Source organism: Streptomyces sp. NPDC001410, from assembly GCF_042895235.1.
Lineage (GTDB): Bacteria > Actinomycetota > Actinomycetes > Streptomycetales > Streptomycetaceae > Streptomyces.
The window spans coordinates 429,017-444,753 of sequence record NZ_JBIAWE010000002.1; the positions used below are offsets into that span (position 1 = coordinate 429,017).

General features: G+C 71.7%; 15 protein-coding genes and 1 pseudogene. 5 read left to right on the plus strand and 11 right to left on the minus strand.

Annotated features, from left to right (window positions below):
- Positions 1–2: 2 nt before the first annotated feature.
- From ACFY3C_RS05450 to ACFY3C_RS05470, 5 genes and pseudogenes are all read right to left on the minus strand, one after another.
- A complete protein-coding gene (locus ACFY3C_RS05450; protein ID WP_390769786.1) occupies positions 3–1,346 on the minus strand; it encodes an ABC transporter substrate-binding protein in 1,344 nt (447 codons plus the stop codon).
- 59 nt (positions 1,347–1,405) lie between these two features.
- The gene (locus ACFY3C_RS05455) at positions 1,406–2,617 is read right to left on the minus strand and encodes an ROK family protein (RefSeq protein ID WP_386571658.1); all 1,212 of its coding nucleotides are present in this window, start codon (positions 2,615–2,617) and stop codon (positions 1,406–1,408) included.
- Positions 2,618–2,860: 243 nt separating this feature from the next.
- Positions 2,861–3,103, minus strand: a pseudogene (locus ACFY3C_RS05460) (hypothetical protein); the annotation flags it as partial.
- A gap of 93 nt (positions 3,104–3,196) precedes the next feature.
- Positions 3,197–3,820, minus strand: a complete 624-nt coding sequence (locus ACFY3C_RS05465; protein ID WP_390769787.1) for a Uma2 family endonuclease — start codon at positions 3,818–3,820, stop codon at positions 3,197–3,199.
- Positions 3,821–3,968: 148 nt separating this feature from the next.
- Entirely contained in the window at positions 3,969–5,069 is a 1,101-nt protein-coding gene (locus ACFY3C_RS05470) for a mechanosensitive ion channel family protein (protein WP_390769788.1), read from the minus strand.
- Positions 5,070–5,385: 316 nt separating this feature from the next.
- Between ACFY3C_RS05470 and ACFY3C_RS05475 the strand changes: the two genes are divergently transcribed.
- Complete coding sequence (locus ACFY3C_RS05475) at positions 5,386–5,922, plus strand: HNH endonuclease (RefSeq protein WP_145878278.1); 537 nt, start codon at positions 5,386–5,388, stop codon at positions 5,920–5,922.
- Between the two features lie 98 nt (positions 5,923–6,020).
- Here the strand turns inward: ACFY3C_RS05475 and ACFY3C_RS05480 are convergent, their stop codons facing one another.
- The 3 genes from ACFY3C_RS05480 to ACFY3C_RS05490 are packed head-to-tail and all read right to left on the minus strand — an operon-like array spanning position 6,021 to position 8,652.
- Entirely contained in the window at positions 6,021–7,427 is a 1,407-nt protein-coding gene (locus ACFY3C_RS05480; RefSeq protein WP_390769789.1) for an FtsX-like permease family protein, read from the minus strand.
- A complete protein-coding gene (locus tag ACFY3C_RS05485) occupies positions 7,424–8,122 on the minus strand; it encodes an ABC transporter ATP-binding protein (protein WP_390769790.1) in 699 nt (232 codons plus the stop codon). Before ACFY3C_RS05485 ends, ACFY3C_RS05480 begins: the two co-directional genes overlap by 4 nt.
- Complete coding sequence (locus ACFY3C_RS05490) at positions 8,119–8,652, minus strand: PadR family transcriptional regulator (protein ID WP_390769791.1); 534 nt, start codon at positions 8,650–8,652, stop codon at positions 8,119–8,121. The genes ACFY3C_RS05485 and ACFY3C_RS05490 overlap by 4 nt, the downstream gene beginning before the upstream one ends.
- Before the next feature lie 185 nt (positions 8,653–8,837).
- Between ACFY3C_RS05490 and ACFY3C_RS05495 the strand changes: the two genes are divergently transcribed.
- Genes ACFY3C_RS05495 through ACFY3C_RS05505 form a run of 3 tightly spaced genes read left to right on the plus strand, consistent with a single transcriptional unit; the run spans position 8,838 to position 11,467 of the window.
- A complete protein-coding gene (locus ACFY3C_RS05495) occupies positions 8,838–9,083 on the plus strand; it encodes a hypothetical protein (RefSeq protein WP_390769792.1) in 246 nt (81 codons plus the stop codon).
- Positions 9,084–11,165 carry a 4-alpha-glucanotransferase gene (gene malQ / locus ACFY3C_RS05500; RefSeq protein WP_390769793.1) on the plus strand — a complete coding sequence of 694 codons (2,082 nt, stop codon included), beginning with the start codon at positions 9,084–9,086 and terminating at the stop codon, positions 11,163–11,165.
- Positions 11,166–11,212: 47 nt separating this feature from the next.
- Positions 11,213–11,467 (plus strand): hypothetical protein, encoded by a 255-nt coding sequence (locus ACFY3C_RS05505; RefSeq protein ID WP_386571671.1) that lies wholly within the window; start codon positions 11,213–11,215, stop codon positions 11,465–11,467.
- 121 nt (positions 11,468–11,588) lie between these two features.
- Here ACFY3C_RS05505 and ACFY3C_RS05510 read toward each other — a convergent pair whose 3' ends face one another.
- Entirely contained in the window at positions 11,589–12,185 is a 597-nt protein-coding gene (locus ACFY3C_RS05510; RefSeq protein WP_390769794.1) for a TetR family transcriptional regulator, read from the minus strand.
- A 114-nt stretch (positions 12,186–12,299) separates the two neighbouring features.
- On the opposite strand from ACFY3C_RS05510, the gene ACFY3C_RS05515 reads away from it, so the two are divergent.
- Complete coding sequence (locus tag ACFY3C_RS05515) at positions 12,300–13,775, plus strand: FAD-dependent monooxygenase (RefSeq protein WP_390769795.1); 1,476 nt, start codon at positions 12,300–12,302, stop codon at positions 13,773–13,775.
- A 161-nt stretch (positions 13,776–13,936) separates the two neighbouring features.
- On the opposite strand, the gene ACFY3C_RS05520 is transcribed toward ACFY3C_RS05515, so the two are convergent.
- On the minus strand, positions 13,937–15,016 hold the full coding sequence (locus ACFY3C_RS05520; RefSeq protein WP_390769796.1) for a sensor histidine kinase: 1,080 nt from the start codon (positions 15,014–15,016) through the stop codon (positions 13,937–13,939).
- Positions 15,009–15,725, minus strand: coding sequence for a response regulator transcription factor (locus ACFY3C_RS05525; protein ID WP_390769797.1), 717 nt, complete (start codon positions 15,723–15,725; stop codon positions 15,009–15,011). Before ACFY3C_RS05525 ends, ACFY3C_RS05520 begins: the two co-directional genes overlap by 8 nt.
- Between the last annotated feature and the right edge of the window lie 12 nt (positions 15,726–15,737).

Below are 15,737 nucleotides of genomic sequence, written 5' to 3' on the forward strand. Positions count from 1 at the left end.
GGCTACTTCGCCTGCGCGATGTCCGTGTCGATCTGCGCGGCCGTCTTCTTCAGACCGGCCTTCAGATCGGTGACCTTGCCGCTCTCGTAGTCGTAGCCGAACTGCTGGATCGTCACCAGGTACTGGCCGCCGTTGATCGAGGCGGGACTCGTGGTCGAGTCCGGGTTCGCGGCGATGTCCAGGAAGGTCTTGAACCGCGGGTCGTACTTCAGCTTCGGGGACTTCAGCGCGGCCAGCGTGGAGGGCACGTTGTGGATGTCGTTGGCGAAGCCGACCACCGCGTCCGTGTCCGTGGTCATGTACTTCACCAGCTCCCAGGCCGCGTTCTGCTTGTGGCTGGTGGCCGCTATGCCCGCGATGGTGCCAGTGATGTAGCCCTTGCCGTACTGGTCGGCCCGGTCGTCCGGTACGGGCAGCGGAGCTACGCCGATCTCGAACTTCGGTTTGGTGTCGAGCGCCATGCCGAGCCGCCACTCGCCGTCCAGCTGCATGGCCACCTGGCCGGTGTGGAAGGGGTGCTTCGGACCCCACTCGTCGCCGAGGGTGGCCCGGAACTTCTCCAGCTTCTGGAAGCCGCCGAGTTCGTCGACGAGCTTCTTCTGCAGGGTGAAGCCCTTCTCGAACGCCGGGTCCTCGGCCACGGCGGACTTGCCGGCCTTGTCGAAGTACGTCGGCGAGAACTGCCCGAAGTAGTGCTCGGTCGTGGACTCCCAGCCGTGGTAGTCCGGCATGAAGCCCAGCTGCTTGTACCCGTCGCCCTGCGGGATCGTCAGCTTCTTGGCGTCGGCCTCGAACTCCGACCAGGTCTTCGGCGGGGCCGCGATGCCCGCCTTCTCGAACGCTGTCTTGTTGTAGTAGAGGCCGTATGCGTCGCCCAGCAGCGGCACCGAGCAGCGGTTGCCGTCGAACTGGGTGTACTCGTTCATCGCCTTCGGGAAGGTCGTCTCCGGGTCGATGTCCGACTTCTTGAAGAAGGGGTTGAGGTCCACCAGCGCGCCCGAGGAGCAGAACTTGCCCACGTTGTTGGTGGTGAAGGAGGAGATCACGTCCGGAGCCTTGTCGCCGCCGGAGCGCAGCGCCTGGTTGATCTTGTCGTCGGTCATGTTGCCGACGACGTTCACATGGATGTTGGGGTGGGCCTTCTCGAAGCCGGCGACCAGGGACTTGACCGCCTTCACCTCGTTCGGCGCGCTCCACGCGTGCCAGAAGTTGATGGTCGTGTCCTTGGAGGCGTCGTCGGTGGCGCCGGAGTTGGACTGGCCGGTACAGGCGGTGGTGAGCAGGGCGAGCGACGCGGTTACGGCAAAAGCCGCCTTTCGGGCAACAGAGGGTATGACTTCGGGCATGGCGAGGTCTCCCGGGGCAGGGGTGGGTGAGAAGAGGGGGACTGCGGAGGGGGCGGGGCTCAGTGCGAGGTGTCGAAGACCTCGTCGCGGGTGGCCGCGAGCGCGGACTCCAACGCACCGCGCAGCACGGGGTGTTCACGGACGTCGCCGACGACGAGCCGGGGGCGGGCCGCCGCCAGCTCCTCCAGCTCGGCCTGGACGAGGGTGCGCAGCACCTCGCCGCCGGCCGCCAGGACGGAGCCGCTGAGGACGACGAGGTCGGGGTCGAGGACGGAGACGAGCGAGGCGAGACCGGTGGCCAGCCGGGTCGCGTAGGTCGAGAGCAGCTCCCGGTGGGGTCCGCTCGCATGGTCGGCGGCGCGGGCCAGGAGTTCCGCGGCGGCCTCGGCGTACGGCCCCGACGGCACGTCCTCGATGCCGAGTTCGCGGGCCAGCTTCGGTACGGCCTGGGAGCCGGCCAGCTCCTGGTAGCCGCCGCTGTTGGCCTTGGTCACCTGGCGCACCAGGGGGGTGCCGGGCACGGGGAGGAAGCCGACCTCGCCCGCGCCGCCGGTCCAGCCGCGGTGCAGCCGGCCGCCGAGGACCAGGGCGGCGCCGAGGCCCTCCTGGTTCCACAGCAGCACGAAGTCGCTGTGGCCCCGGGCCGCGCCGAGCCGCTGCTCGGCGAGGGCGACGAGGTTGACGTCGTTCTCGTACTCGACCGGCATCGGGAGCGCCGCCGCGAGGTCGTCGAGCAGCGCGGGGGAGTGCCAGCCGGGCAGGTGGGAGGCGTAGCGCAGCCGGCCGGTGTTGGGGTCGAAGGCGCCCGGGGTGCCGATGACCAGCCGGTGGACGTCGTCCCGGGCCAGCCCGGCGGACTTCACGGCGCCGTCGAGGGCGTCGGTGACCTGCCGGACGACCGGGTGGGCGGGGCGACGGCCGGGGGTGGGCAGTTCGTACTCGCCGACCGTGCGGCCGGTGATGTCGGCGACGGCGGCGCGGATGCGCTCCGGGGTGACGTCGAGCCCGGCGGCGTACGCGGCCGTGGGATTGACCGCGTACAGCTGGGCGTTGGGGCCCGGCCGGCCCTCGCTGGTGCCGGTGACCCGGACCAGACCGGCCGCTTCCAGGCGGGCCAGCAGCTGGGAGGCGGTCGGCTTGGACAGGCCGGTGAGCTTGCCGATCCGGGTGCGGGACAGCGGCCCGTGCTCCAGCAGGAGATCCAGGGCGGCGCGGTCGTTCATGGCGCGCAGCACGCGAGGGGTGCCCGGCGTACCGGCGGTTCCTGCCATGGGGGTCGACACCTGCCTTTCCAACTGCCCAGCTTCCCAGTGACCTGGTCATGACGTCCAGTCTTGATCAACGGGCCGCCCGAAGATCACTGTTAGGAAACTTTCCTATTCGGGTGGGAGGAACGTAAGCCCAGGACGAAGAGGGCGTCAATAGACAACGCCCCCGAGGCAACAGAGTCGTTACCTCGGGGGCGTGCCGTGGAGTGCTGTGAGGGGGTGCCTCGGCTCGTGGGGGGCGCCGGTCTACCTGACCGTCACGTGGTCTCCGGCGGAGGTCTTGGCCGCGGTGATCGCCTTGACGTTCTTGTACGAACCGCCGTCCGCCTTGAACTGGAGGAGGACCGTCTGGCCCTGGTAGCCGGTGTACGTGCCGGTCTGCCAGTTCGCGCGGGTCAGCGAGCCCTTGACGGTGAGCGTCCTGCCCTTGACCGCGGGCTCCGGGGAGGCGTTCACGGTGACCTTGGCCGCGCGCTGCACCGTCAGCGGGGCGAGGCTGCCCCACAGGGGCACGTCAAGAGGCCGTCGCGGATCTGGTCTCCGCTGGTCAGAGGGGTGCGTGGCGTCAGATTGCGCGACTCGTCAGTCGTTGACGAACGGGGCCGTGTCCAGGGTGGGGTAGGGGGCCGGGAGGGGGAGGGGTTCGCCGAGATCGACCTTGGTGTCGGTGTCGTAGTACGCCTCGGTGGGGTCGTCGCCGGGGAGGATCGGGTCCGTGTAGCAGTGGGCCGTCTTGGAGTGGCGGTCGATGAGCACGTAGACGGGGATGCCGGCGGCGGCGTAGGTGCGGAACTTGGGGCCCGTGTCCATCTCGTGGTTGGTGGAGGTGACCTCCCCAACCAGGGCGATCATGTCGATGGGGTACCAGCCCCGGTGAGCTGTGCGATAGGACTCGTCGAGTTCAGTTGGTTCGCGGCGGCAGACATAGAAGTCCGGTACGACCAAGGCCATAGTCCGACCGTCTTGGCGAGCGACTCGGAAGCCGTCGTTCACGCCGGCCAGGTCCAGGCCTGCCAGGTGGAACTGGACGATGATCTTTACGGCACCAGCGTTGTGTCGGTGTTCCGGCTGAGGCGGCAAGATGCCCGTCCCCTCGATGTACTCCGCTCGAATCGGCATGGGTGCTGCTGCCTTTTCGAACGCGCTCAACAGGTCGATGGGGTCCACCTGCGTCATGACCGGCTCCATGATCAGTTCGGCGCTCATCGCTGGATCTCCTTGTCGCGCTGATGCCAGGCTAAGCCCACGCTGGGTGCCCCGGCAGAACGATGGGGCACCCGCGGCGCTTTCGGCGCCGGGATGCCCCACCTGTTCACTCGAACGAGCGTGCTGAACCGTTCCGCTCCTGTACGCCCTACTTCGGAGCCGGCCGCTGCTGCGGAGTGATCGGCGAAGCGGCCGCCGCCTGCGGCGAGTCCGCGTTGGAGTACACCGAAGGAGCCGCGACCGAGGCCGTCGGGTCCGGGACGTCCTCGACGTTCTCCGTCGCCGTCGCCCCGCCCACGATGCGGACGCCGGCCGCGTCGAACGCCCGCTTGATGCGCCAGCGCAGCTCGCGCTCCACCGCCAGCGACTTGCCGGGCATGGTCCTGGCCGAGACCCGGACCACCATGGAGTCGATCAGCACGCTGTCCAGGCCGAGCACCTCGATCGGCCCCCACAGCAGCTCGTTCCAGGGCTCTTCCTTGGTCAGCTGCTCGGCGACCTCGTCCAGCGTGGCCTTCACCCGGTCCAGGTCCTCGCTCGACCGCACGGTCACGTCGACCCCGGCGGTAGCCCAGCCCTGGGAGAGGTTGCCGATGCGCTTGACCTCGCCGTTGCGGACGTACCAGATCTCGCCGTCGGCGCCGCGCAGCTTGGTCACCCGCAGCCCGACCTCGATCACCTCGCCGGAGGCAATGCCCGCGTCGATCGAGTCGCCGACGCCGTACTGGTCCTCCAGGATCATGAACACGCCGGAGAGGAAGTCCGTGACCAGGTTCCGGGCGCCGAAACCGATCGCCACACCGGCCACACCGGCCGAGGCCAGCAGCGGCGCCAGGTTGATCTTGAAGGTGGACAGCACCATCAGCGCGGCCGTGCCCAGGATCAGGAAGCTGGCCACCGAGCGCAGCACCGAGCCGATCGCCTGCGAGCGCTGCCGGCGCCGCTCGGCGTTGACCAGCAGCCCGCCCAGCGCGGTGCCGTCCACCGACTCCACGGTGCGGTTCATCCGGTCGATCAGCTTGGTGATCGCCCGCCGTACCGCCGCTCTGAGCACGAACGCCACGACCAGGATCAGCAGGATCTGCAGGCCCATCGCGAGCCAGGTCGACCAGTTCTGCTCCACCCAGCTCGCCGCGTTCGTCGCGCTCTCCTGGGCGTCCTGAAGGTTCGGCACGGCCGGGGCCGTCGCCCCCGAGGGAGACGGGGTCGGCGTCGCACCGGCGGCCACTAGGACGACGGGCAAGGACACGGCAGGTACCTCCAACGTGCTGCACGGTCCGTCCGGTGGGGCGGTCAAGGTCACGAAAAGGTCACCGGGCGGACAGGACCACCACACTAACGGGGCATTGTGTGTGCACCACGCCGTTCCGCACAGGAGGGCCACAGGAGAGACCGGTCTCACCCGGGCTTGAACAGGCCATGATCCGGGGGATGAACCAGGTGTGGTCGAAAACACTCCCAGCCCGTTACCGGGACATGGTGGCGCTTCCACCAGGCATGAGGGGAGACTGACTGCAGATCGTCCCGGCGCGAGCCACGCGCCGCCGACGCCCAAGGAGGCACCCGTGCCGCATGTCCTGGTCCTCAACGCGTCGTACGAGCCGCTCGGCGTCGTACCGCTCCGTCGCGCGCTCGTCCTCGTCCTGGAGAACAAGGCTGTCTCCCTCGAGGAATCCGGCGCCTATATGCACAGCGCAACCGTCACAGTCCCCGCACCCAGCGTGGTCCGGCTCAAGCGATTCGTCCGGGTTCCCTATCGGGGGCCCGTTCCTCTTACCCGCAGGGCGCTGTTCGCCCGCGACGGGGGTCGGTGCATGTACTGCGGTGGCGTCGCAACCAGCGTCGACCACGTCATCCCGCGCAGCCGCGGGGGCAAGCACGTCTGGGACAACGTGGTGGCCTCCTGCCGCCGCTGCAACCACGTGAAGGCCGACAAGCACCTCGTCGAGATGGGCTGGCGGCTGCGTCACAAACCGGCCCCGCCCACCGGTCTGGCATGGCGCATCATCGGGACCGGCCATAGGGACCCGCGCTGGCTGCCCTACTTGCAGCCGTACGGCGCGGACGACGCCATGGCCCGGATCGACGGCATCTCCGCCTGACGATCCGGGCCTTCGCGTACCCGGGGCGGCACCCCGGGCACCCGCGTGGTCCGGCCTCGGGGACCCCCGTACCCCGGGGCCGGACGTTCCAGTGGCGGTCAGGCGTAGCGCAGCTCCGCCGGGTGCACCGAGCGGCGCAGCAGGGGCAGCGAGGTGGCAGCCGCCAGCAGGCAGCAGACGTACACGCCCACCGGGACCAGCAGCGCGGCGTACGGCACGGCCTGGCTGACGTACTCCTGGGTCACCGAGCCGTACCAGATGCCGATCGCCATCCCGCCCGCGCCGGCCAGTGCGACCGCGGGAGCCAGCGGCAGTGCCGTCTCCAGGAGCAGCGCCCGGCCGAGCACCGCCTGTGGCACCCCGGCGGCGACCTGTGCGGCCAGGCCCCGGCGGCGGTTCGCCAGGGACTCGGCGGTGCCGACGGCGAGGCCGGAGAGGGTGATCACCAGGGCGACGAGGATCGCGGCGCCGGTCAGATCGATGCCGGTCGTGTAGAAGGACATGGCCATGCCGAGGTGGTTCCGGCGGTCCATGGCGTGCAGGTCGGCGAGGAACGCCTGGCGGACGCCGACGAAGCCCGTGCCGACGATCGTGACCAGCAGGACGGCCGCGTGGGTGCGGGCCGCGGCCCACGGGTCGTCGCGCAGCCGCTCCGCCGCGATCAGCGCGGCCGCGGACCGGGCGCGGCCCGCCAGCACCCGTCCGACCAGCCCGGCCGTGCCCCCGGCCAGCCACACCGTGCCCGCCCCGACCGCGATGACCAGCCCGAACACCGTCAGCGGCAGCTGCCCCCGGTCCGTGCTTGAGGTGTTCGCGACCGCCCAGAGCGCCAGCAGCAGGACGACCAGCACCCCGCCGACGAACAGCAGTCCCGGTCCCCGCCCGCTGCTGGGCCGCACCCGGCGCACCCACCCGAGCGGGGAGGCCACCACCCGGCGCAGCGCCAGCGCGCCGGTCGCCGCGCCCAGCACCGGCACCCCGAGGGCGACCAGCGCGAGTCCGGCCCAGGCCACGGCGGTCGGGCTGTCCCACAGGTCCAGCAGGACCGGTACCGCGACGGCGGTGGCGAGGACCGAGCCCAGCAGGCAGGCCGGCCCCGTCTCCAGCGCGGCGATCCGGCGCACCTGGGCCGGGCCGGCGCCGGCCAGCCGCAGCCCGGCCAGCCGCCGGTCGCGGTGCACGGCACCGATCCGGGCGCACTGTCCGAGGAACCCCAGTACCGGTACCAGCAGAAGCAGCAGGCAGACGATCACCCCCGAGCGCTCGCCGGGGTTGTTCAGCAGACCGTGGCCGAGGGGCACCTGGTGGTACCCCCGGAGCGAGGCCAGGGCGACGGCGGCGAGGGCGAACCCCGTCGCCAGCGCGGCCCCGGCCGCGGTCAGCCCGGCCCGCCACCACTCCTGCCGGTCGGAGTCGCGGATGAGCTGCCAGGCGAGACGCACATCGGCGGTCAGGGTGCCGCGCGTACGGGTCGCGGTCACGGTGTCGCGCGTACGGGTCGTCACACCGCCACCTCCGCCGGCACCGCGAGCCCGTCGCTCATCCGCGTCTCACGGTCCGCGTAGGCCGCGACCTGGGCGTCGTGCGTGATCAGCAGCACCGCCGTGCCCGCCTCGCGGGCCGTGTGCACCAGGGCCGTCATCACCTGCTCGGTCGCCAGCGAGTCCAGGGCGCCCGTCGGCTCGTCCGCGAAGACCACCTTCGGGCCGGTCACCAGCGCCCGGGCCAGGGCGACCCGCTGCGCCTGGCCCCCGCTCATCTCGCCCGGCCGCAGCTCCTCCTGCCCGCGCACTCCGAACCGCTCCAGCCACGCGCCCGCTCGTTCCCGGGCCCCCGCGCGGTCGGTGCCGGCCAGCAGCAGCGGCAGCGCGACGTTGTCCAGGGCCGTCAGCTCGGGAATCAGCTGCCCGAACTGGAACACCACACCGAAGTCGGTACGGCGCAGCTCGCTCAGCCGCTTCTCCGGCAGCCGGTCGAGCCGCTGCCCGTCGTAGGCCACCGCGCCCTCGTCCGGCCGGACGATCCCGGCCAGGCAGTGCAGCAGCGTCGATTTTCCGCTGCCGCTGGCACCGGTCACCGCGAGGATCTCGCCCGCGCGCAGTTCGACCGAGGCGCCGCGCAGCGCCTGGGTCCTCCCGTGCGCCTTGACCAGATCCCGGCCCGCCAGAAGCGGCACCGAGGAATCCGCCCTGTTGCTCATGTTGCGTCGACCTCCGCGGTCAGAGTGATCAGCCGGGCCGCCGTGGTGTTCATCCAACGGAGGTCGGCGTCGAGATGGTTGAGGGCGTAGTCCGCCGAAAGTACGGTCGCCAGATCGGCGCCCGGGCCCGTCTTCACGGCCGTGAGCTGCCGCATCCGCTCCATGTGCGCGGCACGCTGGGCGCGCAGGTAGGCGGCCGGATCGCCGCCGGAGAGGATCGAGACCACGACCTTGGCGAAGATCTCGTTCGCCACGAAGGGCGCGGGCGGGGCGATCTCCCCGGCCCACCGGGCCAGTTCGCGCGCTCCGTCCTCGGTCGACCGGTACAGCGTCCGCTCCGGCCCGCCGTCGGCGTCGGTCCCGTCGATCTCCGCGAGGCCGTCCCGGACCAGGCGCTGCAGGGTTGTGTAGACCTGCCCGTACGCCAGCGGACGAGCCTGGGGGAAGCGTTCGTCATGGCGCCGCTTGAGGTCGTAGCCATGGCTCGGCCCTGCCTCGAGCAGCCCCAGAAGGATGTGCCGAGTGCTCATGGAGATCAGTATGCACTGGATACATGTACTGAGTGAATAGTGGTCGGCGAACACCTGGCGAGAGCGGCCGGTATGTCGGAAGAAGCACGTTGCTCGTCCGTATAGGTCTGGCATCGCGCCCACGGGGTAGGCCTGCTCTCATCCGCAGACCCGGTAGCACCCGACGCAGCGACAAGGAGGCCCCCGTGGCCGCACCGGCTCATCTTTCGATCCCGGCCCAGTGGAAACCCGTGGCGGAGCCGTCCGCCGAGACCCACGAGGCGTCCGGCAGCGTATTCAGCGCGGAGAGCGCGAGCGCCGAGGCGCCGCTGACCAGCGAGCCGCCGCTGCCCGACGCCGAGCCCCTCACCAGCGAGCCACCGCTCGCCGACGCCGCCCCGCTGACCAGCGAGTCCGACCCCGTTCCGGACTTCTTCGGCGCGGGGTTGTAGATGACCGCGGCGCGCGAGGACGAGGAGCTGTCCCGGCTCGCCGGGCTGCACGGGGTCGCCACCTCCTACAGCCCCGCCCCGGACCGTACGGTCGCGGTCTCCGCCTCCGCCGTGGTCGCCGCCCTGGCCGCCCTCGGCGTCGACGCGAGCACCCCCGACGCCGTCCGCACCGCACTCGCCGAACGGGAGCGCGAGCTGCGCGCGCGGCTGCTGCCGCCCACCGTGGTCCAGTGGGCCGGCGCCCAGGAGCCGCCCGCCGCCTTCGCCGCGCTGCCGCCCGGCACCCTGCTGCGCGTAGAGACCGAGCAGGGGGAGGAGCGGGACGGGATCGAGGGGCTGCCCACGGGTGTGCACCGGGTGAGCGCCACCGCACCCGACGGACGCACCGGACACGCCCGCCTCATCGTCGCCCCCGACCGGCTGCCCGCCCCCGCCACCCGCTCCTACGGCCTCCTCGTGCAGCTGTACTCACTGCTCTCCCGGCGCTCCTGGGGCATGGGCGACCTCGGTGACCTCGCCGAACTGGCCGGCTGGGCCGGGCGCACCGCCGGAGCCGGGTTCGTGCAGGTCAACCCGCTGCACGCGGCCGTACCCGGGACCCCGACCGACCCGTCCCCGTACCGGCCGTCCTCGCGCCGCTTCCCCGACCCCGTGCACCTGCGGATCGAGGAGATCCCCGAGTTCGCGCACATCGAGGACCAGGGCCGTGTCCGCGCGCTGCTGGAGCGTGCCGAGCGGCTGCGCGCCGACGTCCTCGACAAGGGTGCCCTCATCGACCGGGACGCGGTGTGGGAGCTGAAGCGGCAGGCCCTGGAGCTGGTCGTCCGGGTTCCGCTCGGACCAGGACGGCAGGCCGCGTACGACGCCTTCCGCGCCGAGGAGGGGCAGGCGCTGGAGGACCACGCCACTTGGTGCGCCCTCGCCGAGACCCACGGCCCCGACTGGCACGGCTGGCCGGAGCCCCTGCGCGACCCACGCTCCGCCGAGACCGCCCGCGCCCGCGCCGAACTGGCCGACCGGGTCGACTTCCACGCCCGGCTCGCCTGGCTCACCGACGGCCGGCTCCGCGCCGCCCAGCGCGCCGCCCGGGACGCCGGCATGCCCGTCGGCATCGTCCACGACCTCGCCGTGGGCGTGCACCCCGGCGGCGCGGACGCCTGGGCCCAGCAGGACCACTTCGCCGCCGGCATGTCGGTCGGCGCCCCGCCCGACGCGTTCAACGCCCGCGGCCAGGACTGGGGTCTGCCGCCGTGGCGCCCCGACCGCCTCGCCGCCTCCGGCCACGCCCCCTACCGCCACCTCCTGCGCGCCCTCTTCCGCTATGCCGGCGCCCTGCGCATCGACCACGTGATGGGCCTGTTCCGGCTCTGGTGGGTGCCCCGGGGCTGCCCGCCCACCGAGGGCACCTACGTCCGTTACGACGCCGACGCCATGCTCGCCCTGCTCCTCCTCGAGGCCTCCCGCGCCGGATCCGTGGTGATCGGCGAGGACCTGGGCACCGTGGAGCCCGGGGTGCGCGGGACGCTGCAGCGGCGCGGGGTGCTCGGCACCTCCGTGCTGTGGTTCGAGCGGGACTGGGAGGGCGACAGCCGCCCGCTGCCGCCGGAGCGCTGGCGCGCCGACTGCCTGGCCACCGCCACCACCCACGACCTGCCGCCGACCGCCGCCCGGCTCACCGCCGACCATGTCGACCTGCGCGACCGCCTCGGCCTGCTGACCCGCCCGGCCGCCGAGGAGCGCGCGGAGGCGACCGCGGACACCGCGGAGTGGCTCGCCCTGCTGGGCAGCCTGGGCCTGCTCGACTGCCCGGCCGCCGGGCCCCCGGGATCCGACGAGGAGGCGGAGATCCAGGGCGTGTACCGCTTCCTGCTGCGCACCCCGGCCCGCCTGATCGGCGTCTGGCTCCCGGACGGCGTCGGCGACCGCCGCCCGCAGAACCTGCCGGGTACGTGGGACCAGTACCCGAACTGGCGCCTGCCGATCGCCGACGCGGAGGGCCGGCCGGTGCCCCTGGAGGACCTGACGGCCTCGCCTCGGCTGCGGGCACTGCTGGCGGCTCTGAGGGAGGGCGGGCCTTCATAGGGCACCCCGGACGCGCGGCCTTCCTGGGCGTTCGCTAACTTGAGAGCGTGGACAAGAAGAACGCCCTGCGCGCCGGCGCCCTGGCCGCCGGTACGACGCTGATGATGCTGCTCATGTCGTCCCCCGCGCTCGCGCTGACCCGCGACGACGGTGACGACCCCGGCACGGGCCTGAGCGTCGGCGCGACGCTGGGCCTGTACGTGCTGCTTCCGGTGGCACTGTTCGCGGTCATCACCGGGCTGGTGATGGTCCTGGACAAGTCCAAGACGCGCGTGACCAAGCCCGGCAAGGCGAAGGCCTGAGGGCGAACCTGATCTCTGCCGAGGGCGCCGTCCTGCCGCATGTGTGCGGTGGGGTCGGCGCCCTCGGTGCTTTTTCCGGGCCGGGGCCTGTTGCGCGGGGCTTGTTCGGCCCGGGGCCGGCTCAGGGGCTGGGCGCCGTCAGATAACGCTGCACCGTGGGCCCGAGCCACGCCACGATCTCCTCGGGATGGAGCGCCACGGTGGGCGGCAGGCGCAGTACGTAGCGGGTGAGGGCCAGCCCGAGCAGCTGTGAGGCACACAGCGCGGCCCGCGTGGGCACCTGCTCGGGGTCGGGGCACGCCTGGAGGGCCACCGGCAGCACCTGGTCCCGGAAGATGCCCTGCATGCGCTCGGCCCCGGCCTGGTTGGTGGCGCCGACCCGGAGTACGGCCGTCAGTTCCTCGTTCTCCTCCCACAGGCTGAGGAAGTGGGTCACGAGGGCCCGGCCGGCCTCGTCCGGCGGTACCCGGGTCAGGTCCGGCAGCCGCAGGTCGAGCGCGACGGCCGCGGCGAACAGGCCGTCCTTGTTGCCGAAGTACCGCATCACCATCGACGGGTCGATGCGCGCGTCCCTGGCGATGGCGCGGATGGTGGCCCGCTCGTAGCCGTCGGCGGCGAAGCGCTCGCGGGCGGCGGTGAGGATCGCGCTGCGGGTGGCGTCGGAGCGGCGGCGGGCGCCGGAACCGGAATCTGTGCTGCTGCTGTCACTGCCGTTCATGCCAACGAGCGTAGGCCAACATTCGTAGGCCAACAAGCGTTGACACTTCTCGGGAGGCGTGGCTAATCTCGTCAACGAGCGTTGGCAAACAAGCGTTGGCAACAGGAGGCCATCATGACCGGCATCAACACCAACAGCACCAACAGCACCCCGAGCCCCGTGATCATCGTCGGCTCCGGCCCCACCGGCCTCCTCCTCGCCGGCGACCTCGCCACCGCCGGCGTCCCGGTCACCGTCCTCGAAAAGCGCCCGCACAAGATCAGCAACCTCTCCCGCGCCTTCGTCCTGCACGCCCGCACCCTCGAACAACTTGACGCCCGCGACCTCGCCGACGACCTGGAAGCCGTCGGTCAGTCCCTGGACCGGCTGCGCCTCTTCGGTCGGCTCACCATCGACCTCGACACCCTCCCCTCCCGCTTCAACCACCTCCTCGTCCTCCCGCAGTACGAGGTGGAGAAGGTGCTGGAGCGGCGCGCGGTCGAGGCGGGCGTCGACTTCCGGTACGAGACCGAGCTGACCGGCCTCACCCAGGACGCGGACGGCGTGACGGTGGAGGCCCGCGGACCCGAGGGCCGGACGGAGAGCCTGCGGGCCGCGTACGTCGTCGGCACCGACGGCATGCGCAGCGCCGTGCGGGACGCGATCGGCCTGCCCTTCCCCGGCAAGTCGGTGATCCGCTCCGTCGTCCTCGCCGACGTGCGGCTCGCCGAGAAGCCCCCGACCCTGCTCACCGTCAACGCCGTCGGTGACGCCTTCGCCTTCCTCGCGCCCTTCGGTGACGGCTACTACCGGGTGATCGGCTGGCACCGCGGCCGCAATGTCCCCGACGGGGAGCCGCTGGACCTGGCCGAGGTCAAGGAGATCACCCGCCTCGCGCTCGGCCGGGACTTCGGGATGCACGACGCCCGCTGGATGTCCCGTTTCCACAGCGACGAGCGCCAGGCGCCCGCCTACCGGGTCGGCCGGGTCTTCCTCGCCGGGGACGCCGCGCACGTGCACACCCCGGCCGGCGGCCAGGGCATGAACACCGGGCTGCAGGACGCGGCCAACCTGAGCTGGAAGCTCGCCGCGGTCGTCACCGGCCACGCGGCCCCGGAGCTGCTCGACAGCTACCAGGCCGAGCGCCACCCGGTCGGCAAGGCGGTGCTGCGCAGCAGCGGCGGCATCGTCCGCCTCGCCATGGCCAAGCGCCCCTGGACGCTGGCGGCCCGCGCCGCGCTCACCACGTTCCTCAACACCGTGGGCCCCGCCCGCCGCAAGGTCGCCGGCCAGGTCACCGGCGTGGGCTACCGCTACCCCGCGCCCCGTGGCGCGCACCGCCTCACCGGGACCCGCGTCCCGGACGTCGCCCTGGCCGACGGCGGCCGTCTCTACGAGGCCCTGCGCGGCGGCCGCTTCGTCCTGGTCACCCCGGAGCCGTACGAGGGCCGGCGCGGGGAGCGGCTCACCGTGGCACGGTGGGCGAGCGACCGCCGTACGACGGTGCTGGTGCGCCCCGACGGATACGTGGCGTGGGCGGCGGACGCCGTGGACGCGGGGCGGATCGAGGCGGCCCTGGACGAACACGTCGGCGCCATGGGGCTTTCGTAGTTCGAGCGACCTAGGTTCTGTCTGGCAAATGATCTCTGCGAAGCTTCGATGTCCGAGGCAGAAGGAGGGGTCATGGGGATTGAGCTGGAACTGCACTCGGGGCGGCCCGCGCGAAAGGGGTCGTCCCGGGGCACCTTGCTGCCCCCGACCGCCAACCCTGTCTACGGCGTGCCGGGAAGCCGGATCGTGACGAGGAGACCGCCGGCGGGGCGGGGGACGAGGTCGAGGGTTCCGTCGTGGGCGTGGACGATGCTGTGCACGATGGCCAGGCCGAGGCCGACGCCGGCGTGCTCGTCGGTGCGTACGCGTTCCGTTCCGCGTTGGAAGGGTTCGGTGAGGGTCGGTAGCAGTTCCGGTGGGAGTCGACGGCCCGTGTTCTCGACCCGCAGCACGCTCGTGTCGCCGTGCGCCTCGGTGTGGACCGTCACGGTGCCGCCGGCGGGGAGGTTGTGGACGATGGCGTTCTGGACGAGGTTCGTCACCATCCGCAGCAGGAGTTCCGCGGAGCCGCTGGTCCGGGCCGCCCCGCCGGTGACGTCGAGCGTGATCCGGCGCTGTTCGGCGAAAGGAAGCAGCGTTTCGGCGGCTTCTTCGGCGATGAGGGAGAGGTCGACGCTCTCGCGGGTGAAGTTTCCGCGGTCGCCGCGGCTGAGCAGCAGGAGGGCTTCGGTGAGGTCGATCGCCCGCGCATTGACAACGTGCAGGCGCTCGATGAGTTCGCCCCGGTCCCGCGTGGGGTCCTTGCGGGCGACGTCGAGGAGCGTCCGCGAGATCGCCAGCGGGGTGCGTAGTTCGTGGGAGGCGTTCGCGGCGAACCTCTGCTGCTCGGCGACGTGGGACTCGAGTTGTTCGAGCATCGAGTCGAACGCATCGGAGAGTTCACGGAATTCGTCCTGGCGGCCCTTCATGCGGATCCGGTGGGACAACGACCCCTTCCCGGCCATCCGTGCCGCATCCGTGATCTGTGTGAGTGGTGCGAGCATCCGGCCGGCGAGGATCCATCCACCCAGGAGGCCGAACACGAGCAGGAAGGCCATCGCCATGGCCGCGGCGGGGGCGAAGGTGTGCACAAGGAGGTAGCGGTTGGGTGAGATCCCGAGCAGGCCCTGGCTGTTGTCGGGTACGTAGCGCAGCAGGAACATCCACACCACGGCCAGCAGGAGAGCGCCGGCGACGGCGAGGAATCCGGCGTAGCTGAGGGTGAGTTTCAGTCGGGCGCTGAGCCCCGGGCGTCTATGCATGCGTACTGCCGGGGTCGGCGGTGTCCCTGCCAGGGGCGATGGTGTCCGTTCCGGTGTCGATCCGGTAGCCGACGCCGGACACCGTGGCGATGATCCAGGGTTCGCCGAGCCGTTTGCGCAGTGCGGAGACGGTGATGCGCACAGCGTTGGTGAGGGGGTCGGCGTTCGCGTCCCAGGCCCGTTCCAGCAGCTCTTCGGCGCTGACGACCCCGCCCTCGGCGGCGACGAGGACTTCAAGGACGGCGAACTGCTTACGGGTCAGCGCCACGTAGCGTCCGTCGCGGAAGACCTCCCGGCGGAAGGGGTCGAGCCGCAGGCCCGGGATCTCGCGGACCGGGGGCCGGGCGTACGCGCGTCTGCGGTCGAGTGCCCGCAGCCGCAGGACGAGCTCCCGCAGCTCGAACGGTTTGGTGAGGTAGTCGTCGGCGCCGAGCGCGAACCCGGACGCCTTGTCGTCGATCCGGTCGGCAGCGGTGAGCATGAGGATCGGGATGCCGTCGCCGGAGGCGACGATGCGCCGGGCGACCTCGTCGCCGGAGGGGCCGGGGATGTCGCGGTCGAGGACCGCGAAGTCGTAGGAGTTGACGCCGAGCAGTTCCAGGGCGGAGTCGCCGTCGCCGGCGATGTCGGCGGCGATCGCCTCCAGCCGCAGACCGTCACGGATGGCTTCAGCCAGGTAGGGCTCGTCCTCCACGATCAGTACGCGCATGTCCGAAGCCTA